Source organism: Neisseria sp. HMSC078H04 (assembly GCF_001838135.1).
GTDB lineage: Bacteria > Pseudomonadota > Gammaproteobacteria > Burkholderiales > Neisseriaceae > Neisseria.
The window spans coordinates 90,613-109,757 of the sequence record NZ_KV835822.1 but is presented as its reverse complement, the minus strand read 5'-3'; the positions used below and the strand labels follow the sequence as shown (position 1 = coordinate 109,757).

Here is a 19,145-nt window from a genome sequence, read left to right as displayed (position 1 = left end):
ATCGAATAAATGCAATGATTATCCGATAGACGGACGAATGCAATGATGGAGAGATATGTTAAGTGCCGATTATGGTTGATACGATGAGTCAGTCAGTGGTTTGTTTAAGATTTCTAGCATTTTTTTCTCATGATCTTTTATCTCGCTTTCTGTCCAGTTTTCGTAACTCATCATAATAGCTTGTTTTAAGCTATCATAAGTATCCTTTTCTTTGTAATACTGCCGTTTCCAATCTGGAAGTTTATTACTGAAACTGGAATTTTTACTTTGAGATAACAAATATAGATTGCCAAAATTATCTAAGACATTTGTATCTAATTTATCTAGGCCAAAATCTTGAGAGGGATTTTGTGGGTAATGGTGCTCAACCGAGCTTCTAAAACTAAATCTAAAATTTTTCCAGATAGATTGTTTAGATTGGTCAATAGCTGAAAAGACCTCTACCTTGTCTTGATATTTCCATAATTGATAATCCAAGCGATTAAATACAAAATTTGGGACGTTTACTCCATCATTCCAAGACTTATGTACTGAAGGGGCGGTGTAATTATCATTTAAGATAATTTTCATAAAATCCCTGTTTCCATTGCAGTTGTTTTCAAAATAAAATTTATCACAAAGATTTTCAAGAAATTGAATATATGTCTCTTGAGTAATACTTTTCTTATTCGCGAATAACCAACGCAATGTAGCATATAGCCAGTTTTTATAGATTCGGGATGGATTAGAAACATGAAACATAGAAAGCAACATTATTACGTTCTTAGTTTTATCATTAGTTTCTTCAGTATCATCGGAATCATTATTATCGTCACTAAAAACATTTTTATAGTAATACTTATTTGATATTTTTTTAATTTTCTGTAAAGACCAATGCTCATTTTCTGAACGTGGTGAATTTGATTTAATAATATATTTATCAAATAAATACCGACAAGATAGCAATGTATCTATGAAATTTACAATCTTTTCTTTGTTCCAGTCTTCATTGTGAAAAGCATGCAAAAGTTCTTTTTCATCCAGAGGAATCTCTTTAAAGAGAATTTTATTAATGCCAGTAGGAAATTTTTCTAGATAAATTTTTAAGATATGCATCAAAAAGTTAGGGAAATCAATAACGGAATTAAAACGCCCATCTGTAAGCTCGTTTGTTTTTTCTTGGGAAGAGTGGATATCCCCATTATCGGCGGTTATTAATTGAAGAATTGATTGTTCTTCATTTGCGGAGCCGTTATCTGAATGTTGAATTTTTTCTGCATCAGCAATATTCTCAATAATGCCATTGAATTTTTTTGGAATAGTATTTTCGCAATTCTTGCCAAAAATATTTTCTCTAAGTGGCGAATCAATTCCCATTACAACATATCGGCTCATGTCAGAACACGCATCCCAAATTTTGGCGAAAATAGAGCGTTCACTATCTGTGTCTAAAACCTCCATTAAAGCAGCCTTGATAATCTCATGTTTTTCTAGTTGCTCTCCCCGCGTATTCATAATTTCAAAGTAATGATTGAGGTCGGTGTCTTCGGGTACTTCGGTTCTAATAATTTTGACATTTTCTTGTAAGAACTCTGCCAAACTCATTCTCTCTTCTTTTGTCCTATCTGTTTCCCAATATTTTTTTATTGATTTTAAAGCATTTTTAAAAACATCAGGTATAGAGTCGGAGTCAAGATCTCCTAAGGCATCGTCGGAGTCATGTCTATGCTCAAAGTATACATTTCTAACAAAGGTATCTGATTTTAAGTAGTGCATGATTTTTAAGTAGTGCATGATTAAAGTCAGTGTGGTCAATCGTTGTTGTCCATCTATGACTTCTAAATATCTATTTTCTCTTTTATAAATGACTAAGCTGCCAATATAATAATTATTCTTATTTTTTGCATTCCGTAGGTCTTGGATAAGAAGGCTGATCTCATCATCTCCCCATGCGTAATTACGTTGATAAATAGGAATAATATATTTGTCTTTATTTAAATTTAATAATTCATTTATGGTTAATGTTTTTACGTAATCATTATTTGTTTTCATCTTTAATTTCCAAAATCTCTTTTATTTTAGGGTCTACATGTTTTGAAAAATTGACTTTTCCTGTTTGTTGAATAAAACGCATGACTTGTTCGGGTGTGATGGATCTTTCAATATAAGAAATTAATCCAGCTTTATCATGAACTTTATCATGAACTTTATCATGAACTTTATTTTCAATGGTCTTAAAGGTAATACGCTGATATTCTACCCGAGTACGGTAAGCCCATAGAAAAGCTTTGGTTATAAATTCTTCAAAATGGCTTTCTCCAAATTTATCAAAGTAGAACAATACGGTACATTCAAATAAATTTCTAATGTATTTATCACCAGTTCGATAGCTGTATTTATGATTGTTTAAAAAATCCATTACTCCTTTTTCTAAATCAATTCCATTAATAGAATGAATTTTATCTAACAATCCATCCTTTTCTTTGAATAGTTTTGCATAGATGGCTGTGTAATGTTCAATGTAATCAAAGAAATATTTTCCATTGATTAACACTTGTGTGGCCTGAAATGCTGATATTGATCGATATAAAAATGGATTTTCATGTAATAATTTTTGTATGGCATGAGTAGCTAATATTCCGTGTAAGTAAGGATAATCAACTTTTTCATGAACGCCTTTAAATGTATCTAATTCATCTGATGTAAATATTTCTGCATTCTCTTTGTAATGCCAGCGGCGAAGTCTAAATAAGATATAATTGATAATTTTATCTAAATTATTTATATCATTAGACATTGCAGATTTCTCCCAGCGTTCGACACATTGGTGAATAATCCGCTTGTCTTTATCTCTCATGTCTCTTAAATGATAGGCTTTTAAGAGGTCATAAGATTCTAAAGGTTTGCCTCTGGCATTTTATGAATCAAAAAATTGAAAAGCCTCATCTAAGTCATTTAGTTCAATACAAACCATTTCACACGTGCTAAGGAGGTAATCCTTAAATTCATTTGTGAAATTATAGTTTTTAAGAAAATTATAGTTCGTTGTAATATTATTTTTGCTGATGCTATGATTCGGTTTTTCCTTTAAAAGAGACACATCCTTCCCCAGTTTATGAAGCAATAACGAGAGTGTAATAAGCCGCTGTTGGCCATCTACTATTTCAGAACAGCCTTTATTCTTATTCTTATTTAAAACAATTGTTCCGATGCGGTATATTTTTTTCTCCTCCCTAAAATTTTGGAGAAGATCATCGATTAATTGTTGTACATTTTTAATTGTCCATTTGTATGGTCTTTGATAATTAGGGATACTCAAATTTAATTTAAATATGTCATCAATCTTGAGTATTTCTGCTTTTTCTATGCTCATATAGATACCCTTTAGTATGAAAAATAGGTAAACATTATAGACTACAATCGGCAAACTACTACCGACATATCATCATAAACTCTTTGTTTTGCAATTAATTTACGAAATACAGTCAGACGAGACTTATCGTTATCATATTGTTGCCAAATTTTTTCTCTGATTACTGCTGATAGTCCATCACTTAGGCCGTCTGAACAAAGCAGCAGGCTTTCTTCTGCTTTAAGCGTAAGTTCGATATGGCACATTTTGTCTTGGAATTCGGAATAATCTGCTACTAGATAAGAAGAAACGCCGCCATATATGGTGGCGAACTCTTCTTCTTTTTTATCCGATGAACCATCCAGTAATTCGGAGAGTATCGAGTGATCTTGGGTCAGTTGCTTCCATTTTCCTTGTGTATCAATCAAATAGGCGCGGCTGTCGCCTACGCTGATGATTTTGGTTTTGCCGGTGGTTTGGTCGATTTCTGCGGCAACAAAAGTGGTTGAGGAACCAAAATAATCTTCTGCCAACTCTTTAGATAAAGCGGCTTGTATATGATTGATGGTTTGACGGCTGAGTTTGGCTGTGCGGCTTAATAGGTGCATGGCGGATTTGCTGGCCTTTTCGGGACGGTTGCTATTGGAAATGCCGTCAGCTATCCCGATGATAAAGCGTGGACGGGTTTCAAGACGTGTTTCAGCGGTTTTGAGTTTATATTGAAACACTTGTTCGCCGTTAAAAAGGGCATCTTGGTTGTGTTGTTTGTTGCTGCCGATTTGTTGGCAAAAGGTGATTTCGCAAAATTTGTTCATGATTTGTCCATTTGTTGGGTGAATATTCGCTGCAGGCTTTTCATCGTTTCTAACCCTCCGGATTTACACTTGGGCAATACGTTTGAAATTTGATGACTAAGGATCAAGGCCGTCTGAACAGTTTTCAGACGGCCTTTACTGCGTTTAACCAAGTACTAATTAACTGCTAATTTTGTCATGTTTTAATACATCCATCGAAACCCGAATACACATTTTAAAAGGAAATCAAACATGAAAAAATTCTTATTGACCGCCATCGTTGCTTTGTCTGCTGCTACTGCCGGTGCCAGCGATTACATCGAACACAAAATCTACAGCGACAAAAACTTCGAGCAAAACCGTGCTAAAGCCGTAAGAATGTTGGAACAACGCGGCTATCAAGTTCATGATGTTGATGCCGATAGCCGTCGAGGTCAGCCTGTGTTGGAAGTTGAGGCTTTTAAAAATGGCCGTGAGTACGACATTGTTTTGTCTTACCCTGATTTGCAAATTATCAAAGAGCGCATCGATTATTAATATTTCGATATAAAGTAGATTGTCGCAGGGCTTTTGGTCCTGCGACAGTTTGCTATTTAGGCATTTAAAGAATGTAAACAGCATGTAAATTACCTGAAATAAATGAACTAAATATCCTTTTTATTTTCCATGTAGTTCAAAGTGTTTGATGTTGGGAGTCATGATATGAGTTTGAATGATTGGAAGGAAGATGGTCAGCCGAAGCAGATAGGCGACCAAGAAAAACCTTTAAACGACGGCGCAGCTGCCGAATCCCAACAGGATGTTGATTTTTGGAATCACAGTCAAAACGGTGTGGTTGAAAATGAAGTTGAGGTTGTGGCTGCTGCGGTAGAAATTCAGGAAACGGTAGAAGGTCAGGGAGTAGTTGAACATCCTGAGATGCCGTCTGAAAAAAACGAGAAGAAAGCCAAACGCAAAAAAGACAAGGCGAAGAAGAAAAAAGATAAAGCCGAGGATTTAAATGCGTCTGATTTGTTGGGTACGAATAAGGGCGTGGAAACCATGTTCCGCAACGCCGTACGCTCGGAGATGGAATTGTTGGCGCTGGCGGCAACCAAAGCGAACATTATGATTTCGCTCAATGGTTTTATTGTTTCTGCATTGATGATTTCGGGCGCGTTTATTTTTTCATCGTCGCCCGAATTTTTGATTCCGGCCAGTACGTTTATGATTACTGCCGCCGCGTCTATCGTGTTTGCATTGCTTTCTGCTTCGCCGGAACGTATCGGCAAAATGCAGGCGGCGCGTACATGGTTGAAGGATTTTGTCCGCGGCCGTTCTAAGCTGCGGGATTTGAAAACCCGTCTCAGCAGTACCGAAACGCGCTTTTTTGGCGGCAGCCAACCCAATATTTTGATTTATGAAGACCGAGTAAAACTGCAAAAAGATCAATATTGGGAAATGATGCAGGAGATTATGGGCGACCGTAAACAAATCTATGAAAAGATGAGCGACCATCTTTACTGGCTTGGTTTGTTGGCGGATAAGCAGTTTAAATACATTAACTTATCTTACGCGGTATTCCGCTGGGGTTTGCTGGCTTCGTTGGCGGCATTTATCGGCGTGAAAACACTGCCGTCATTGCTGATGCCTCCGGCCAACAACGCGGCAGAGCTACGTTCGCTGGGTATCAATATGTTTAACGGCGTATTTGAGCCTTCTGCCGTACAACAGCTTCCGGATGGTAAGTTGCTGATCGCGGAAGACGAACCCAACCATGCGTTCAGTATCATCAGCATTGATAAAACCGGCAGGTTTGTGGAAGACGAGGCATTGGATACGCGCGTGATTACCGGTTTCAAACGTCGTCTCAGCGACTTGGAAGCCTTGGCTCGCGACGATGAAGGCTTTATCTACGCGCTGACTTCACACTCGCGCACCCGTAAAGGCAACCGCTCACCTGACCGCGAACACCTGATGCGCTTTAAAATTCAAGACGGCAATGTGTTGGGGCTGACCAGCTACGACAATCTGACGCAAGTTTTGGAAACCGATCATAAGCTGCATGATTTGATTCGCGAGCGAACCAAGGCAGAAGTTTCTTTTGAAGAAATCAATATTGAGGGCATGGCGTTTGATCCGGTGAAAAAACGTCTCGTTTTGGGATTCCGTGATCCTGAGTTCAACAACATGGCGTTGGTCGCGTTTATCAGCAATCCGAAAGATGTATTTGAGCGCAATGCCAAGCCTGAGTTTGATGAAGTGGCCGTGATTGATATTGATGGCGGCGGTATCCGTTCCCTCAACTATGATCCTGTGTTGAAAACCTACGTGATTGCCAATGAAGTGAAGGATGAGAATGGACAGAAATTCTCACAACTGTGGACTTGGAGCGGTAATCCGACCGATGAACCGCAAAAAATCTCTCTGCCTAACCTGCAACACATCACCAACGTTGAGGCCGTCGATTCGATTACCGTTAACGGCAAGCCGCAGATGATTCTGATGGGGGATGAAGGCAATGCTTCACAGAAAATTACTGCCAAGTATATGTTGGTAGATTACAGCCAACTGGGTAAACAGTAAGTTATCTTGGCTACTGAATAAAAGGCCGTCTGAAACCATAAACTATCGGTTTCAGACGGCCTTCTTGTTTTCAGTAAAACGGAGAAATGGGTCTAGACACTCTAATTAACGATGATTAACCTAAGAACGCGGACAAGTTTCAGACGGCCTTCAAGCCATTGATGACACGTTTGTAGCAGGTATAAACCAATGCTGCGCAGGCCAGCCACATAAGGATATAGAAAGTTGAATGGAAGCTGCCGTCGATTGCATACCATACGGCCAAGGCGCCGATAAAGAATGCGCGGTCGCTTTTGCCGAATGGTCCGTCATAACGACGGCCGTTGCCATGAACTTGTCCCAAAACACCGCAAAATTCAGTCATTGTCGCCAGCCAAATAAACAGGGCAATTTGTACGCCGCCGAAAGGTGCAATGAAGGCAAAAGGCAGATACAAAGCAGCATCTGCGGCAATATCAGTGATTTCATTCAAATAACCGCCCAATGCCGATTGTTGGCCGAACTCCCGTGCCAGCATACCGTCCATCGCATTCAGTGCCATACGGATGAACAACCAGATCGGTAAAAGCCAGAATAATGTGGATACACCTGCAAACAATGCTAAAAGTAAACCGATCAAAATGGAAACAGCGCAGGCAAACAGAGTGACCTGATTAGCAGTAATGCCTTTTTGATACAGTCGCTTAACAATGGGGCGCAACAGGTTTTGAAATTTTGGTTTCAGGGCGTAGATGCTCATAATTATGCTATATAAAAGAAAATGAAGTGCCGTGATTATAGACGAAATCCGTTATAATCCGTCAATCTTCAAATCACGCGGTTCGCAAACCTCCCGCGTTAACAAAACTAGGAATTTACTATGGAAAAACAGCAGGCCCTCGTTATTTTTTCGGGCGGGCAGGATTCAACAACCTGCCTGATTCAGGCAATTCAAACATATGGCCGTGAAAATGTGCAGGCCATCACTTTTCAATATGGACAACGCCACGCCATCGAATTGGAGCGCGCGCGTTGGATTGCCCAAGATTTAGGCGTGAAGCAGACCGTACTCGATTTGAGCCTGATGCAACAGATTACGCATAACGCGTTGATGGATGATACAGCGTCCATTGAAACAGCTTCAGACGGCCTGCCCAATACATTTGTAGATGGACGCAATGCTTTGTTTTTGCTTTACGCCGCTATTTACGCCAAAGGGCAGGGAATACGCCATATCATTGCCGGCGTGTGCGAAACCGATTTTTCCGGTTATCCCGACTGCCGCGATGTGTTCGTCAAGTCGATGAATGTTACGTTGAACTTGGCCATGGATTACGCTTTTCAAATCCACACGCCCTTGATGTATTTAACCAAAGCGCAAACTTGGGCATTGGCGGATGAAATGGGTGTGTTGGATTATATTCGCGAGCATACGCATACCTGTTATAACGGCGTGGTTGGTGGTTGTCATGAATGTCCGAGCTGTATTTTGCGCGAGCGTGGTTTGTCGGAATATTCGGAAAGTAAAAAGGCCGTCTGAATTAAGAGGGGCATTTTTTCCAATATCCAGTTGTACGAAAAGGCCGTCTGAAAAATTCATTTCAGACGGCCTTTGGCTATGTATTTTATTCTGCTTAGAACAGCAAATCTGCCGGTTCGCTGCTTGCCGGAGCATCTTTCACAGGAGCAGAGGCAGGGGCAGTAGCCGGTTCGGAAGCGGCTTTAGGCGCAGAAGCAGGAGTATCGGCAGGAGTAGTTGCCGGTTTGGCAGCAGGTTTTGCCGGTTTCACCGGAGTCGGACGAACGCTTTGTTTCGGTTCGGATGCTGCCTTGTTTGTATCGTCGGTAGCATCGACTTCGATTTCAGTGCCTTGAGGCAATACCACATCTTTAGCAGGAGCCGGTTTTGGCATGACTTTTGGTTTGCTGTAAGCATCCGTGCCGCTGGTCCATGCCAAAGATTTTAAAGGCGATTTGAGTTTTACGCCTTTGGCGCAGGTCAGACAGTTTGCCGCTCCGGTGCGTCCTTTCAGGATTGCATCCACACGCGCGGCTGGAATGGTTTTACCGTGCGCTTTTGCCCAAGCGGCAATGCTTTTTTTCAGGGCAGCCGTATCAAGGTTTTTCTTGTCGTATGGGTCACGATAGGCAGCCAGCCACAAGTTTTGGTTGGCATCTTCGTTCAGGCTCGCCATTTGGTAGATAACGGAGGCAGGAGAACCTGTTGCGATGGTTTTGGCGAATTCTAATGCATCAGGCGATTTCATGCGCACGCAACCATGGCTGCGGACGCCGGGTACGCTGGCAGGGGCATTGGTGCCGTGAATGCCAAGGCTTAATTTAGGGTCGCCAAGGCGGACAAATACCGGGCCCAGCGGGTTATTTGGGCCGGCCGGTACGCTTTTAACGCCGTCATTGCGTTCTTTTTGGATAGATTTAGGGATGTGCCAAACCGGGTTGTAGGCTTTTGCACCGATTTTATGTTCGCCCAGATTGGTTTGGGTCATGGCTTTGCCGACGGCAACAGGATAAATTTTGCTCAGTTTACCGTTGTCGTAGAGGAACAAACGCTGTTGCGTAATATTGATAACGACGTGTTGTCCGGAAGAGGCGGGGGAGACGTCTGGAATAAGTGTGTTTGCAGCAGTGGCCGAGGTCAGAAGGGCGGCTGTCAGGCCAAGGAATAATTTTTTCATGTCGTCTTTTTTTTGTAGGGATTGAAATGAAAGTTTTTGGCGCATGATACCTGAAACTCTGTGTTTTTGTGAGAAAATATGCGCTTTCGGTATTAGAAGACAGTCAAACGGTCGGGCAACGGCTGAGTGACGGAAACGGTATGGGTGTGAAAGAACAGTATCAAGAGACGGAAGTTTTTTCTTTGGATTATGAGGGCAGGGGTGTTGCCAGAGTTGATGGGAAGACCGTATTTATCGGCGGTGCGCTGCCTGGAGAGCGTGTAACGTTTGTCATACATAAAGAGAAAAAGCAGTTTGCCGAGGCTCAAGTTGAAAAGGTTTTGAAGGCTTCTTCCGAACGTGTCGAACCAGCCTGTTGCTATTTTGATACATGTGGCGGCTGTTCGCTTCAACATGTTTCTTTCGGAGCGCAAGTTGCGTTAAAGCAACGGATTTTGGAAGAGCAGTTAGAACGGATAGGTAAGGTCAAACCAGAAATAATTTTACCTCCCTTATATGGTTACTCCTGGTATTATCGCGATAGGGCGCGTTTAAGTGTTTCGGTGGATAAAAAAGGCCGTCTGAAACTTGGTTTTCAGGCCAAAAAAAGCCATGATGTCGTCAATATCCGCCATTGCCAGATTTTGCCTAAGCATGTGTCCGATAGATTGCCTGATGTCCGCAATTTGTTGCAAAAGCTGCATGATGAAGGTGTAAAAGTAAAATTTGTTGAGTTTTATTGCGGGAAAAATGTGACGGTGCTCAACATTCGTTTCGTAAATCAACCGTTTGGACAAATATTAAGCGAATTGCGTAATTGGTTTGATAAGATATTGTCGGGTACTGAAAAGGCATGGCAAATATGGTTGCAAGATCATGCCGAGTCCTTGCCATTTTACCCTGAGAACGCGCCTGACCTGAACTATACTTTTACTCAGTTTGATGTGGAAATGCCTTACAAACCCGGTGATTTTACGCAGATTAATGCGCAGCTGAACGAAGTGATGGTAGCAAGGGCTGTCAGACTTTTAAACCCTCAAAAGGGGGAGCGGATTGCCGATCTGTTTTGCGGTTTGGGCAATTTCAGTTTGCCACTGGCGAAAAGTGGCGCATCGGTTGTCGGTATTGAAGGTGCCGATTATTTGGTGGATAGGGCAAGGGAAAATGCTCGCCTGAATCGTTGTGCCGAGAATATGACGTTTTCTGTTGCAGACTTATTCGATACCGATGAAAAGACTGTCGAGTCGTGGGGGCAATTTGACAAGATGTTGCTCGATCCGCCGAGAAGCGGGTCTTATGCTGTTGTCAAATCGCTACACAAACCGTTTTTACCGCAGAAGATAGTGTATGTTTCGTGTAATCCATCAACATTTGCACGAGATGCCGGTGTCTTGGTTGATAAGGGCTATAAGTTTAAGGCGGCGGGAATCATGAATATGTTTGCACAAACCTCGCATGTTGAATCCATCGGTGTGTTTGAGTTGTAAATTGGTATCAAGTCCTTTATGTGAGTAGGGTTTTTAATGTAAAAATGAGTGCATTCATGTTATCATCATTCGTTTGGGGAATTCATAACGTTGAAGTTGCGTGTAAAGCAACAGATGTTAATAAATGCAGTTTGCAGCACAAGACCGGGAGGTGTTCTTGAACTATCAACTTTTAACTATTTTTTTGCTGGTGCTTTTTTTGCTGGTGTTGTTTTTTGTTCGTCATAAACAAAGTAACAATTCAGACAAACAAAGCGCACATGCATCAAAAAGCGGCCGTACATCTGCTGCTCATACAGCCTCCTCTGAGGATGGAAACGACTGGATTGAGAAAGTCAACCAGACAGTTTCCAATGTGGATAATCAAGACTGGGAATGGGGCGGAAGCGGCTCAAACGATGCAACAGCTTCTGTTTCCGCACAAGAAGTTGATCCGTTGACCGAATATCAGGTTTATAAACAGTTCGGCTATGAGAGCAAAGCAGCGGAGTCTTTGGCCGGTTATCTCAATACTTTGGAAGACGGCGCTCCAGAAAAACTGGTTCATGAATTAATTGGTTTGAATCTGCGAGTCGGCAATATCGACATGCTGGCGGATACACTTGAGCGTCATAGTGCTTCCCTTTCTGAAGACAGTGTAGCTGAATACCTGAAAGCCGGTCTGGCTTTGGATTCTACCAACCTGCGCCTGCGTGTTTTCGCCGAGCATCATCTTGGTTGGAATATGCAGGAAGTGGACCGTCAAATTGGCGAACACAGCGGTTTGGAAGTTGCTTCCGACGAGCATATTGCCTTTGAGAACGATTCGGTTGAACGCATTGTCGTTCCGGGTATGGGCAAACGTGCGCCTATCGTATTAGGCAAGAAAGATTTTGGCGAAATCAGTCCTGAAGAGATGGGTGCGGTTATTGGTTTTGCCAAACCGGAGCGTAGTGCAAAAATCCTGAAAGACAAGATTAGCTACGAGACTGCTTTGCATCAATACAACAAAGCAATCCAAACTTCTGCGAAGCCTGCTGGTCTCATTATCGATGCCTTGCGTCTGGATTATCAGAATGAAGAAGTAGGGCAGTTTGCCAAGCATCTGTGGAAGCTTTACCACTCTTTGGGTCAATATGGCCGTCAAGTAAAAGAACGTATGCTTGGTTGGGGTTATAGCCTCGGTTATCACGAAATTTTTGATGATTTGGAAAAAGGGCCGTCTGAACAGCAAATTAAAGAGATTGGCTTAAAGCGCGGTTATATTCAGCCAAGTTCTTTGCAGATGAAAGCCAAATATCGTGAGTTGGTTCAAAAAGACTCTTCAATCATCAGCGCCAGCTCTTCACCAGCTGATGAAGCTTTGAAAGAAGTGGAATCTTTGTTGGCCTACGGTCAGTTGGATTTGGCCATCGGTACTTTGGAACAGGCTGTTTTGCAGTATCCTCAAGAATCGCAGTTGTACATTATCTTGTTTGATTTGTACGAACGCGTTGAAGATTGGGGACGTTTGGAACAATTTCTGCGCTTGTTGCGTGAACGTGTTGTCAGCCTGCCTGAAGAGGTTGTCTTGGCAATGAGCCGTCTCTTGCAACGAATGAACCAATATTCAAAAAAATAAGATAATCGTAGAAAGTACGAGTGATGAATAATCATTTACCAAAAATTAAAACCATACGGGTTATGTTACAGGAGATGGGTGAGCAACAGCAGGCGGTATTCCGTATGGCATTTAAAATGCACAATACGACGAATTACGTCATCGTTTCCCCTGATTCTGATGAAAAACCGGATTTGGTATTGGTTGATACCGATACCCCGGCAGGTGTAGAAGCTTGGAAAGAGTCGAAGAAAACTTATCCGGAAGTGCCTGTGGCAATGTTTTCTTCTGAATTGCCAACCGTAACGACTCCTTATTTGGCTAAGCCGGTCAAATTCGATACCTTATTTCCTGTTTTGCGTAGCCTGGCTCAAGGCGGCAATGTTTTTGAGCCGTCTGAGCAACAAGCGGCTGAAGAGAATAAAAGACAATCAAATTCCGATGGCACAAGAAAAGCAACCATTCGCCGATTTAATCCAAATAAAGGCTTGTTGGGCGCGCTGAAATTTGCCAGTCAAGGACACCAAGATATTGCCGTCTTGCATGAAGGCAAGCCGATATTAATCGTGTTTCCTAGTATCCAGCGAGTACTGTTGACAGTCAGTGCCAATGAGTTGGAGAAATTGTGTAAGAACGATAACTTGGCTGTCGTGTGTAAGGCTGTTCCTGATAATCCTCAATGGAAAGAAAAAGCCAAAGTCACCATTATGTCATGCTTGTGGCAAATGGCTATTTGGACTGCATCAGGCCGTCTGATTTATCCGATGACGCCGCAAACTGTTTTTACACTCAAGCGTTGGCCAAACTTAACCCGTTTGGCACATGTTCCGGAATCTATGCGTCTGTCGGCATTTCTGACAAAAACGTCTGTTAATCTGAACATCCTCTATAAAGTCATGCCTTTAGAAATGCCTGATATTTTGAACTATTTATCGGCAACATATATGACAGGCTTTTTGGCGACAGATACAGAGTTTGCAACTGATGCGAACAATACGCCTTCGTTGAATGAACAGATTGATGTGAATAGCAAAGACGTACCTGAAACAGCAATGAGCAAAGAGGCTCAAAAAATTGCCGGTCCGTCGAAAGAACAACCTCGCGGCCTGTTGCAACGCCTGATGCGTAAGTTGCTGGGTAAATCGTAAAGGACACGTCATGAAAGAAAATAAAATTATCTTTACCGGTCCTGTTGGCGTAGGTAAAACCACTGCAATTTCAGCTTTATCTGATGAACCACCAGTTCAAACCGATGCATCCGCATCTGATATGACACTTGTCCGCAAGGGGTACACGACTGTGGCGATGGACTACGGTGTCATTCATTTGGATGAGGAAACCAAGGTTCACCTTTATGGTACGCCTGGTCAGGAGCGTTTTAATTTCATGTGGGAAATTCTGAGCCAAGGTAGTATGGGCTTGGTGCTTCTTTTGGATAATACAAGAAGCAATCCATTGAAAGATTTGCAATTCTTCTTGGATGCATTCCGGGAGTTGCTGAAAAAAGCTCCTCTGGTTGTAGGGGTAACGAAGATGGATATCCGATCCTTACCAAGCGTGGATGTTTATCAAAAATATTTAGCACAGAATAATTTTAATGTACCGGTTTTTGAGATTGATGCGCGTCGAGAAGACGATGTGAAACAATTGGTTACTGCCATGTTGTTCTCAATTGACCCCGGATTAGAGGTATAAGATGGAAGCGACACTCTCTTTACAAGCAAATTTATATCCTAAGATTACACCGGCGGGTGCGTATTATGCTGTTTCAAGTGATACGCCCAGTGCCAGCAGAACTTTATTGTATGGTCTGTTGCGTGCAGAGCCGTCTGAAACCATCAGCAGCGAAAAAATCTTGGCGTGGGCGGATACCAGCGACATCAATACCGCTTTGAACCTGCTATACCGCCTCCAACGCTTAGAATTTTTGTATGGTGATGAGGAAATCAGCACAGACGATATCCATTTGACTGACGAGCAATTGCCTACATTGTTGGAACAGTTGTCCAATTCTGGCAAAGCTTTGCTGGCTGATGAAAACGGTTTGTATTTTGCCAATGCCAATTTCCATCACGAGGCTGCGGAAGAGTTGGGCCTTTTGGCGAGCGAAGTGGCCAAAATGGAAGACAATCACCGTCTTTTGATTCGCAATAACCTGCATATCAATAATAGCGCATGGGGTATTTGTGATCCTTCAGGCCAAAGTGAATTGACCTTTTTCCCTCTGTATATTGGCATGACCAAGCTGATTTTGGTAATTGGCGGAATGCCTGACTTAAATAAAGAGGCTTTTGTTACTTTGGTTAAAGTGCTGTACCACCGATACGGCAGCCGTTGATTTTTGCCTGACCGATATTTATTTTAGAATGGAGCGACTATGCAACAACTATTAATCTCTGTATTAAGCGATTTGAACAATACCTCTGCTGATATCACTGCTTCTGCAGTTATTTCTACAGACGGCCTGCCGATCGCAACCATGCTGCCTTCCCACTTGAATGCAGATCGTGTAGGTGCGATGTCGGCAACGCTTCTGGCATTGGGCAATCGTTCCGTACATGAGTTGGCTTGCGGTGAGTTGGATCAGGTAATGGTTAAAGGTAAAAATGGCTATATTCTGTTGAGTCAAGCAGGTGAAAATGCAGTGTTGGCATTGATGGCAAAAGAAAGCGGTAAATTGGGCTTGATTTTGTTGGATGCGAAACGTGCGGCCAAACAAATTGCTGAAATCTTATAAAAGTTTTATAAATTAAAAAGATATAAAAATATTTTTGTTTTTATATAGATTGTTGCTTGACAGGTTTCTGATATTTTCTATATAATTCCATCTTTAATTCCCCGATAGCTCAGTCGGTAGAGCGACGGACTGTTAATCCGCAGGTCCCTGGTTCGAGCCCAGGTCGGGGAGCCAGATTTGAAAACCACCATCTTGTATGGTGGTTTTTATTTTATCTATTGGTTAATATTTTAAGATATTTTGATGATAATTGATTAAATGATTACACTTAATTCATCAGCCTTTATAGGAACAAATCATTAAGGTTACACCACAACCATCCATGTGAAAAGTGGAAAAGAGTTTTGGAAAGCTATAAATCGTAGCAATCCAAAAGATAAAATAATTTATGAAGTAAAATAATTTATGAAAGGTTAAAAATGATTTACTCAGCAAAGCTAAAAAAAATGGATGAAACAATTGAGGAATTTGCATATTTTTCTATAGAAAATAACGATCTATATTGTTTCCTTAATTGTTGTCCAATGGCTATTGAAGTGAATAAAGTTTACAATGTGGAACTTGACTATTTCATTATTGATGAGTTTATATTGGAAGAGGTTAATACAGATGAATCTGTTATTATTCCTTTTGAAAGAATAGGTGATAGTACACAATATAAGATAACAGGTAGGCTAGATGGCAATACATTTACAGCTGGAAATATTTGCTTTGAAGATGATGCTCTTCAATTAGAATATTCTTATTTAGATGGCAGATTAATTACTTTAACTGTATGGAGATTAAGTATATCCGTAATTTCTGAAAGAATATAATCGTTATATTTTCTAAGAAAATTATTGTCTATATAAACCGTGTCGTCTGAAAAAATCCCAATTTTCAGACGGCTTGAGACCTTAGTAAAAAAACCTAAGTTTTTACCCAGGCATTTAGGGAATTCCTTATAAGAATCTTCTTTCAGCAAACCGAACAAACTATGATCAACAAATACATCGACCGATTCCTTTTGTTAAAGCTGGAGAAAGTGATTGATTGGCAGCTGTAGGCTGTTTTTAAAAGAAAATATGCTGTCAGACTTTGCCTTTCTTTCGTCAAACTGATAAACTGTTTGCCATTATTGTTGACCGAGGCATAAATTTTTCATGAAAGACGCAGAGCAGAGTAGTTGTTATACCGCTTCTTTCCCTTTATTTATGCCCGAAATTTGGCAGTCTGTCCGTTTTAAGCGGAACGGCTGCCTTTTTGTATTTTAAAGGAACGCAATCATTATGGATTTCAGTTGGTTGGCCGAGCTGCATACTTGGATAGGCTTTGCCACGCTTCTGGTTTTGGAAGTTGTTTTAGGTATTGATAACCTTGTTTTCGTAGCAATTTTGGCAAACAAGGTTAAGCCGTCGCAACGGGATAGGGCGCGGATAACTGGCTTGGGTTTGGCCGTTGTTATTCGGATTTTCATGCTTGGCTTTATGGCGCACATCATGACGCTGACGCATCCTTTGTTTGAGCTGGGCGGCTTGGAGATTTCCGGCAAAGACATGATTATGTTTGCCGGCGGTATTTTCCTGCTTTATAAAGCGACTACCGAGCTGCACGAACGCCTTGAAGGCCACAATCAATTTGCGGTTGCTGAAGGGCAGAAGAAGCATTCTTCTTTTTGGGGCGTTGTGGCGCAAATCTTGATTTTGGATGCGGTTTTCTCTATCGATTCTGTTATTACGGCAGTGGCGATGGTGGATCATATTGTGGTGGCAATGGGGGCGGTTGTTGTGGCGATGACTGTGATGATTTCTGCCAGCAAACCGTTGACTGCCTTTGTGGACAAGCATCCGACCGTTGTGATGTTGTGTCTGGGTTTCTTGTTGATGATTGGTTTCAGCCTGATCGCGGAAGCCTTCCATTTCCATATTCCGAAAGGCTATTTGTATGCGGCGATCGGCTTCTCGATTTTGATCGAACTGTTTAATCAGGTTTCGCAAAAGAATGCCCGCAAAAATGACTACATCAGCACTTCTTGGCGAAAACGCACCGCTGAAAATGTGTTGGGTATGATGGGTATCCGCGAAAGCATTTTGGCAAAAGCAGGCGATAATGGCGGCGATGACGAGCATTTTGAAGAAAACGAAAAATCTATGATTCGCAGCGTGCTGACTTTGGCGGAGCGTCCGATTATGGGCGTGATGATTCCGCGTCGGGAAATCGAGAAATTGGATATTTCCCAAAGTCGGGAAGAACAAAATGCGCAGTTGAAAAATACGCCGTATAGCCGTTTGTTGGTTGTCGGTAAGGCAGGTGTAGATGAGCCTTTGGGCTATATCAGTAAAAAAGATTTGCTGAACCAGCTGCTTGAATCGGGAGAAATCAATATTCAGACGGCCTTGCGCCAGCCATTGATTTTGCCGGACAGTACGACGGCGTTAAATGCGATTGAATTGTTCCGTCAAAGCAGCGCGGATTATGCGTTAGTTGTGGATGAATTTGGCGCGGTGTTGGGTATGGTGACCATGAAAGATTTGTTGGAAACTATTGCCGGTGAGTTCCCCGAGGAATTCGAGCGTGAGGAAGAAGAAGCTGCTCCAGCCAGTCAGGATGAAACGCTGTCTGTGGATGGTGCATTGGAGTATGTGGAATTGGCTTCACAATTAAATCTGCCTGCTCAAGAGGAAGACGCGGACTTCCATACCGTTGCCGGCTTGATCATGGAAGAATTGCAAAGTATTCCTGATGTGGGTGACTTCATCGATTACCATGGTTGGCGTTTTGAAGTGGTTGAGAAGGACGGACAACGAATTGCCCGTGTGAAAATTAATCGTTTGCCGGAAGAAGAATAAGGAAAGGCTAATATAGTAAAGGCCGTCTGAAAATGTTCAGACGGCCTTTTTATTGATTCAACTTTAGTTGCCGTAATGTCCTGAGCCTAAAATTCGGTGTGAATGTGCGCCGGTTGCATGGCGGGGGTTGCTCGGAACTTGATTACACCAACAGGCTGCAAGCCAGGCAAAAGCGGCGGCTTCCACCCATTGCGGGTCAAGATGGAGCTTGGCTGTGCTGTGCAATTTGGTGTCGGGAGAAAACAGGGTTTCCAAGTCTTGCATCAAAACCGGATTGCGGATGCCGCCGCCGCAGATATAAAGATGATGAATCGCCGGAGCAGCTTGTTTGGTCGCATCAAAAATGGTTTGTGCGGTATAAAAGACCAATGTGCGTATCACATCTTCCGGCTTTTCATCACCTTTCAGACGACCTTGAAGCCAGCTTAGGGAAAACAACTCTCGGCCTGTACTTTTGGGATAAGGACGGCTGAAGTAAGGATGGTCGAGCAGGGACGCAAGCAGGTCAGGGAGGATTTTGCCTTGTGCGGCTTTTTCCCCGTTTTTGTCGTAAGGCTGCTGCCAAATATGTTGCATCCATGCATCCATCAACATATTGCCGGGGCCGGTATCGAAGCCGAAAGAAGGGCTGTCGGGTGGAAGGATGCTGATATTGGAAATGCCACCAATGTTGAGTACGGCGCGGGTTTCATTCGCATCTCGAAACAGCGCTTCGTGAAAGGCTGGGACGAGGGGCGCACCTTGGCCATTACAGGCAAGGTCGCGGCTGCGGAAGTCACCGACCGTGAAAATGCCGGTCAGTTCGGCTAACAGGGGGAGGTTAACCAGTTGAATGCTGTAACCGTGTTCAGGCGCATGGCGGATGGTTTGTCCGTGGCAGCCGATCGCGGCAATGTCTTTGGCCGACAGGTTTTGTTCTGCCAATAGTTGCTGGACGGTTTGGGCGTATAGGCGGCTGAGTGTTTGCGCCAGGATATTGCTTCTGTGCAATTCATTTTCGCCTATGTCTTGCAGTGCCAACAATTCTTGGCGCAGGCCGTCTGAATAGGGTAGAAAGCTGTGGGCGACAGCACGTTGCCATTGCTTGCTCTGCATTTGAATCAGTACGGCATCGGCACCGTCCATGCTGGTTCCTGACATGATACCGATATAGTATTGGGGTTGCATTTC

At 42.4% G+C, this 19,145-nt stretch carries 18 protein-coding genes, 1 tRNA gene and 1 riboswitch; of the genes, 12 read left to right on the top strand and 7 right to left on the bottom strand.

Annotated elements, in window-relative coordinates:
- Positions 1–69: 69 nt before the first annotated feature.
- The 4 genes from HMPREF2560_RS00715 to HMPREF2560_RS00705 are packed head-to-tail and all read right to left on the bottom strand — an operon-like array spanning position 70 to position 4,146.
- A complete protein-coding gene (locus HMPREF2560_RS00715) occupies positions 70–2,031 on the bottom strand; it encodes a DUF262 domain-containing protein (protein WP_070829666.1) in 1,962 nt (653 codons plus the stop codon).
- Positions 2,018–2,836 (bottom strand): DUF7834 domain-containing protein, encoded by an 819-nt coding sequence (locus HMPREF2560_RS11305; protein ID WP_210400182.1) that lies wholly within the window; start codon positions 2,834–2,836, stop codon positions 2,018–2,020. The genes HMPREF2560_RS00715 and HMPREF2560_RS11305 overlap by 14 nt, the downstream gene beginning before the upstream one ends.
- A 60-nt stretch (positions 2,837–2,896) precedes the next feature.
- Positions 2,897–3,352 carry a DUF262 domain-containing protein gene (locus tag HMPREF2560_RS11300; protein ID WP_210400181.1) on the bottom strand — a complete coding sequence of 152 codons (456 nt, stop codon included), beginning with the start codon at positions 3,350–3,352 and terminating at the stop codon, positions 2,897–2,899.
- A 41-nt stretch (positions 3,353–3,393) separates the two neighbouring features.
- Positions 3,394–4,146 carry a PP2C family protein-serine/threonine phosphatase gene (locus HMPREF2560_RS00705; RefSeq protein ID WP_070829664.1) on the bottom strand — a complete coding sequence of 251 codons (753 nt, stop codon included), beginning with the start codon at positions 4,144–4,146 and terminating at the stop codon, positions 3,394–3,396.
- A 231-nt stretch (positions 4,147–4,377) separates the two neighbouring features.
- Here HMPREF2560_RS00705 and HMPREF2560_RS00700 point away from each other — a divergent pair, with 231 nt between their 5' ends.
- Positions 4,378–4,662, top strand: a complete 285-nt coding sequence (locus HMPREF2560_RS00700; RefSeq protein ID WP_070460093.1) for a PepSY domain-containing protein — start codon at positions 4,378–4,380, stop codon at positions 4,660–4,662.
- A gap of 381 nt (positions 4,663–5,043) precedes the next feature.
- Complete coding sequence (locus HMPREF2560_RS00695) at positions 5,044–6,690, top strand: Pycsar system effector family protein (protein WP_283122229.1); 1,647 nt, start codon at positions 5,044–5,046, stop codon at positions 6,688–6,690.
- A 139-nt stretch (positions 6,691–6,829) separates the two neighbouring features.
- Here HMPREF2560_RS00695 and HMPREF2560_RS00690 read toward each other — a convergent pair whose 3' ends face one another.
- The gene (locus HMPREF2560_RS00690; RefSeq protein WP_070606934.1) at positions 6,830–7,429 is read right to left on the bottom strand and encodes a CDP-alcohol phosphatidyltransferase family protein; all 600 of its coding nucleotides are present in this window, start codon (positions 7,427–7,429) and stop codon (positions 6,830–6,832) included.
- A gap of 71 nt (positions 7,430–7,500) precedes the next feature.
- Positions 7,501–7,546, top strand: a riboswitch (PreQ1 riboswitch).
- Between the two features lie 3 nt (positions 7,547–7,549).
- Between HMPREF2560_RS00690 and queC the strand changes: the two genes are divergently transcribed.
- Positions 7,550–8,209 carry a 7-cyano-7-deazaguanine synthase QueC gene (gene queC / locus HMPREF2560_RS00685; RefSeq protein WP_070606931.1) on the top strand — a complete coding sequence of 220 codons (660 nt, stop codon included), beginning with the start codon at positions 7,550–7,552 and terminating at the stop codon, positions 8,207–8,209.
- A 94-nt stretch (positions 8,210–8,303) separates the two neighbouring features.
- Here queC and HMPREF2560_RS00680 read toward each other — a convergent pair whose 3' ends face one another.
- Positions 8,304–9,365, bottom strand: coding sequence for a L,D-transpeptidase (locus HMPREF2560_RS00680; protein WP_070607377.1), 1,062 nt, complete (start codon positions 9,363–9,365; stop codon positions 8,304–8,306).
- A gap of 140 nt (positions 9,366–9,505) precedes the next feature.
- On the opposite strand from HMPREF2560_RS00680, the gene rlmD reads away from it, so the two are divergent.
- The 9 genes from rlmD to HMPREF2560_RS00635 all read left to right on the top strand — a co-directional run bounded on the left by rlmD (position 9,506) and on the right by HMPREF2560_RS00635 (position 17,975).
- Positions 9,506–10,831, top strand: coding sequence for a 23S rRNA (uracil(1939)-C(5))-methyltransferase RlmD (rlmD, locus tag HMPREF2560_RS00675; RefSeq protein WP_070606928.1), 1,326 nt, complete (start codon positions 9,506–9,508; stop codon positions 10,829–10,831).
- Positions 10,832–10,955: 124 nt separating this feature from the next.
- On the top strand, positions 10,956–12,431 hold the full coding sequence (locus HMPREF2560_RS00670; protein ID WP_070606926.1) for a 23S rRNA methyltransferase: 1,476 nt from the start codon (positions 10,956–10,958) through the stop codon (positions 12,429–12,431).
- A 23-nt stretch (positions 12,432–12,454) separates the two neighbouring features.
- A complete protein-coding gene (locus HMPREF2560_RS00665; RefSeq protein WP_049330701.1) occupies positions 12,455–13,558 on the top strand; it encodes a response regulator in 1,104 nt (367 codons plus the stop codon).
- A gap of 10 nt (positions 13,559–13,568) precedes the next feature.
- Entirely contained in the window at positions 13,569–14,105 is a 537-nt protein-coding gene (locus HMPREF2560_RS00660; protein WP_003748733.1) for a GTP-binding protein, read from the top strand.
- Between the two features lies 1 nt (position 14,106).
- Positions 14,107–14,748: a hypothetical protein gene (locus HMPREF2560_RS00655; protein WP_003679679.1), complete on the top strand. Its 642-nt coding sequence runs from the start codon at positions 14,107–14,109 to the stop codon at positions 14,746–14,748.
- A 39-nt stretch (positions 14,749–14,787) separates the two neighbouring features.
- Positions 14,788–15,147 carry a roadblock/LC7 domain-containing protein gene (locus HMPREF2560_RS00650; RefSeq protein ID WP_003679682.1) on the top strand — a complete coding sequence of 120 codons (360 nt, stop codon included), beginning with the start codon at positions 14,788–14,790 and terminating at the stop codon, positions 15,145–15,147.
- 98 nt (positions 15,148–15,245) lie between these two features.
- Positions 15,246–15,321 (top strand) — tRNA-Asn (locus HMPREF2560_RS00645).
- 245 nt (positions 15,322–15,566) lie between these two features.
- Positions 15,567–15,962 carry a hypothetical protein gene (locus tag HMPREF2560_RS00640; protein ID WP_063069136.1) on the top strand — a complete coding sequence of 132 codons (396 nt, stop codon included), beginning with the start codon at positions 15,567–15,569 and terminating at the stop codon, positions 15,960–15,962.
- A gap of 453 nt (positions 15,963–16,415) precedes the next feature.
- Positions 16,416–17,975 (top strand): TerC family protein, encoded by a 1,560-nt coding sequence (locus HMPREF2560_RS00635; RefSeq protein WP_070606924.1) that lies wholly within the window; start codon positions 16,416–16,418, stop codon positions 17,973–17,975.
- Positions 17,976–18,038: 63 nt separating this feature from the next.
- Here the strand turns inward: HMPREF2560_RS00635 and HMPREF2560_RS00630 are convergent, their stop codons facing one another.
- The gene (locus HMPREF2560_RS00630) at positions 18,039–19,142 is read right to left on the bottom strand and encodes an anhydro-N-acetylmuramic acid kinase (RefSeq protein WP_070606921.1); all 1,104 of its coding nucleotides are present in this window, start codon (positions 19,140–19,142) and stop codon (positions 18,039–18,041) included.
- Between the last annotated feature and the right edge of the window lie 3 nt (positions 19,143–19,145).

What these genes read in the sequence shown, in the direction of transcription:
- HMPREF2560_RS00695 (WP_283122229.1), top strand. Translation starts at nt 5,044, where the DNA reads ATGCCGTCTGAAAAAAACGAGAAGAAAGCCAAACGCAAAAAAGACAAG.
- HMPREF2560_RS00630 (WP_070606921.1), bottom strand. Translation starts at nt 19,142, where the DNA reads ATGCAACCCCAATACTATATCGGTATCATGTCAGGAACCAGCATGGAC.
- HMPREF2560_RS00665 (WP_049330701.1), top strand. Translation starts at nt 12,455, where the DNA reads ATGAATAATCATTTACCAAAAATTAAAACCATACGGGTTATGTTACAG.
- HMPREF2560_RS11305 (WP_210400182.1), bottom strand. Translation starts at nt 2,836, where the DNA reads ATGAGAGATAAAGACAAGCGGATTATTCACCAATGTGTCGAACGCTGG.
- HMPREF2560_RS00660 (WP_003748733.1), top strand. Translation starts at nt 13,569, where the DNA reads ATGAAAGAAAATAAAATTATCTTTACCGGTCCTGTTGGCGTAGGTAAA.
- HMPREF2560_RS00700 (WP_070460093.1), top strand. Translation starts at nt 4,378, where the DNA reads ATGAAAAAATTCTTATTGACCGCCATCGTTGCTTTGTCTGCTGCTACT.
- HMPREF2560_RS00655 (WP_003679679.1), top strand. Translation starts at nt 14,107, where the DNA reads ATGGAAGCGACACTCTCTTTACAAGCAAATTTATATCCTAAGATTACA.
- rlmD (WP_070606928.1), top strand. Translation starts at nt 9,506, where the DNA reads ATGGGTGTGAAAGAACAGTATCAAGAGACGGAAGTTTTTTCTTTGGAT.
- HMPREF2560_RS00635 (WP_070606924.1), top strand. Translation starts at nt 16,416, where the DNA reads ATGGATTTCAGTTGGTTGGCCGAGCTGCATACTTGGATAGGCTTTGCC.
- HMPREF2560_RS00680 (WP_070607377.1), bottom strand. Translation starts at nt 9,365, where the DNA reads ATGAAAAAATTATTCCTTGGCCTGACAGCCGCCCTTCTGACCTCGGCC.
- queC (WP_070606931.1), top strand. Translation starts at nt 7,550, where the DNA reads ATGGAAAAACAGCAGGCCCTCGTTATTTTTTCGGGCGGGCAGGATTCA.
- HMPREF2560_RS00650 (WP_003679682.1), top strand. Translation starts at nt 14,788, where the DNA reads ATGCAACAACTATTAATCTCTGTATTAAGCGATTTGAACAATACCTCT.
- HMPREF2560_RS00690 (WP_070606934.1), bottom strand. Translation starts at nt 7,429, where the DNA reads ATGAGCATCTACGCCCTGAAACCAAAATTTCAAAACCTGTTGCGCCCC.
- HMPREF2560_RS00640 (WP_063069136.1), top strand. Translation starts at nt 15,567, where the DNA reads ATGATTTACTCAGCAAAGCTAAAAAAAATGGATGAAACAATTGAGGAA.
- HMPREF2560_RS00670 (WP_070606926.1), top strand. Translation starts at nt 10,956, where the DNA reads ATGCAGTTTGCAGCACAAGACCGGGAGGTGTTCTTGAACTATCAACTT.
- HMPREF2560_RS11300 (WP_210400181.1), bottom strand. Translation starts at nt 3,352, where the DNA reads ATGAGCATAGAAAAAGCAGAAATACTCAAGATTGATGACATATTTAAA.
- HMPREF2560_RS00705 (WP_070829664.1), bottom strand. Translation starts at nt 4,146, where the DNA reads ATGAACAAATTTTGCGAAATCACCTTTTGCCAACAAATCGGCAGCAAC.
- HMPREF2560_RS00715 (WP_070829666.1), bottom strand. Translation starts at nt 2,031, where the DNA reads ATGAAAACAAATAATGATTACGTAAAAACATTAACCATAAATGAATTA.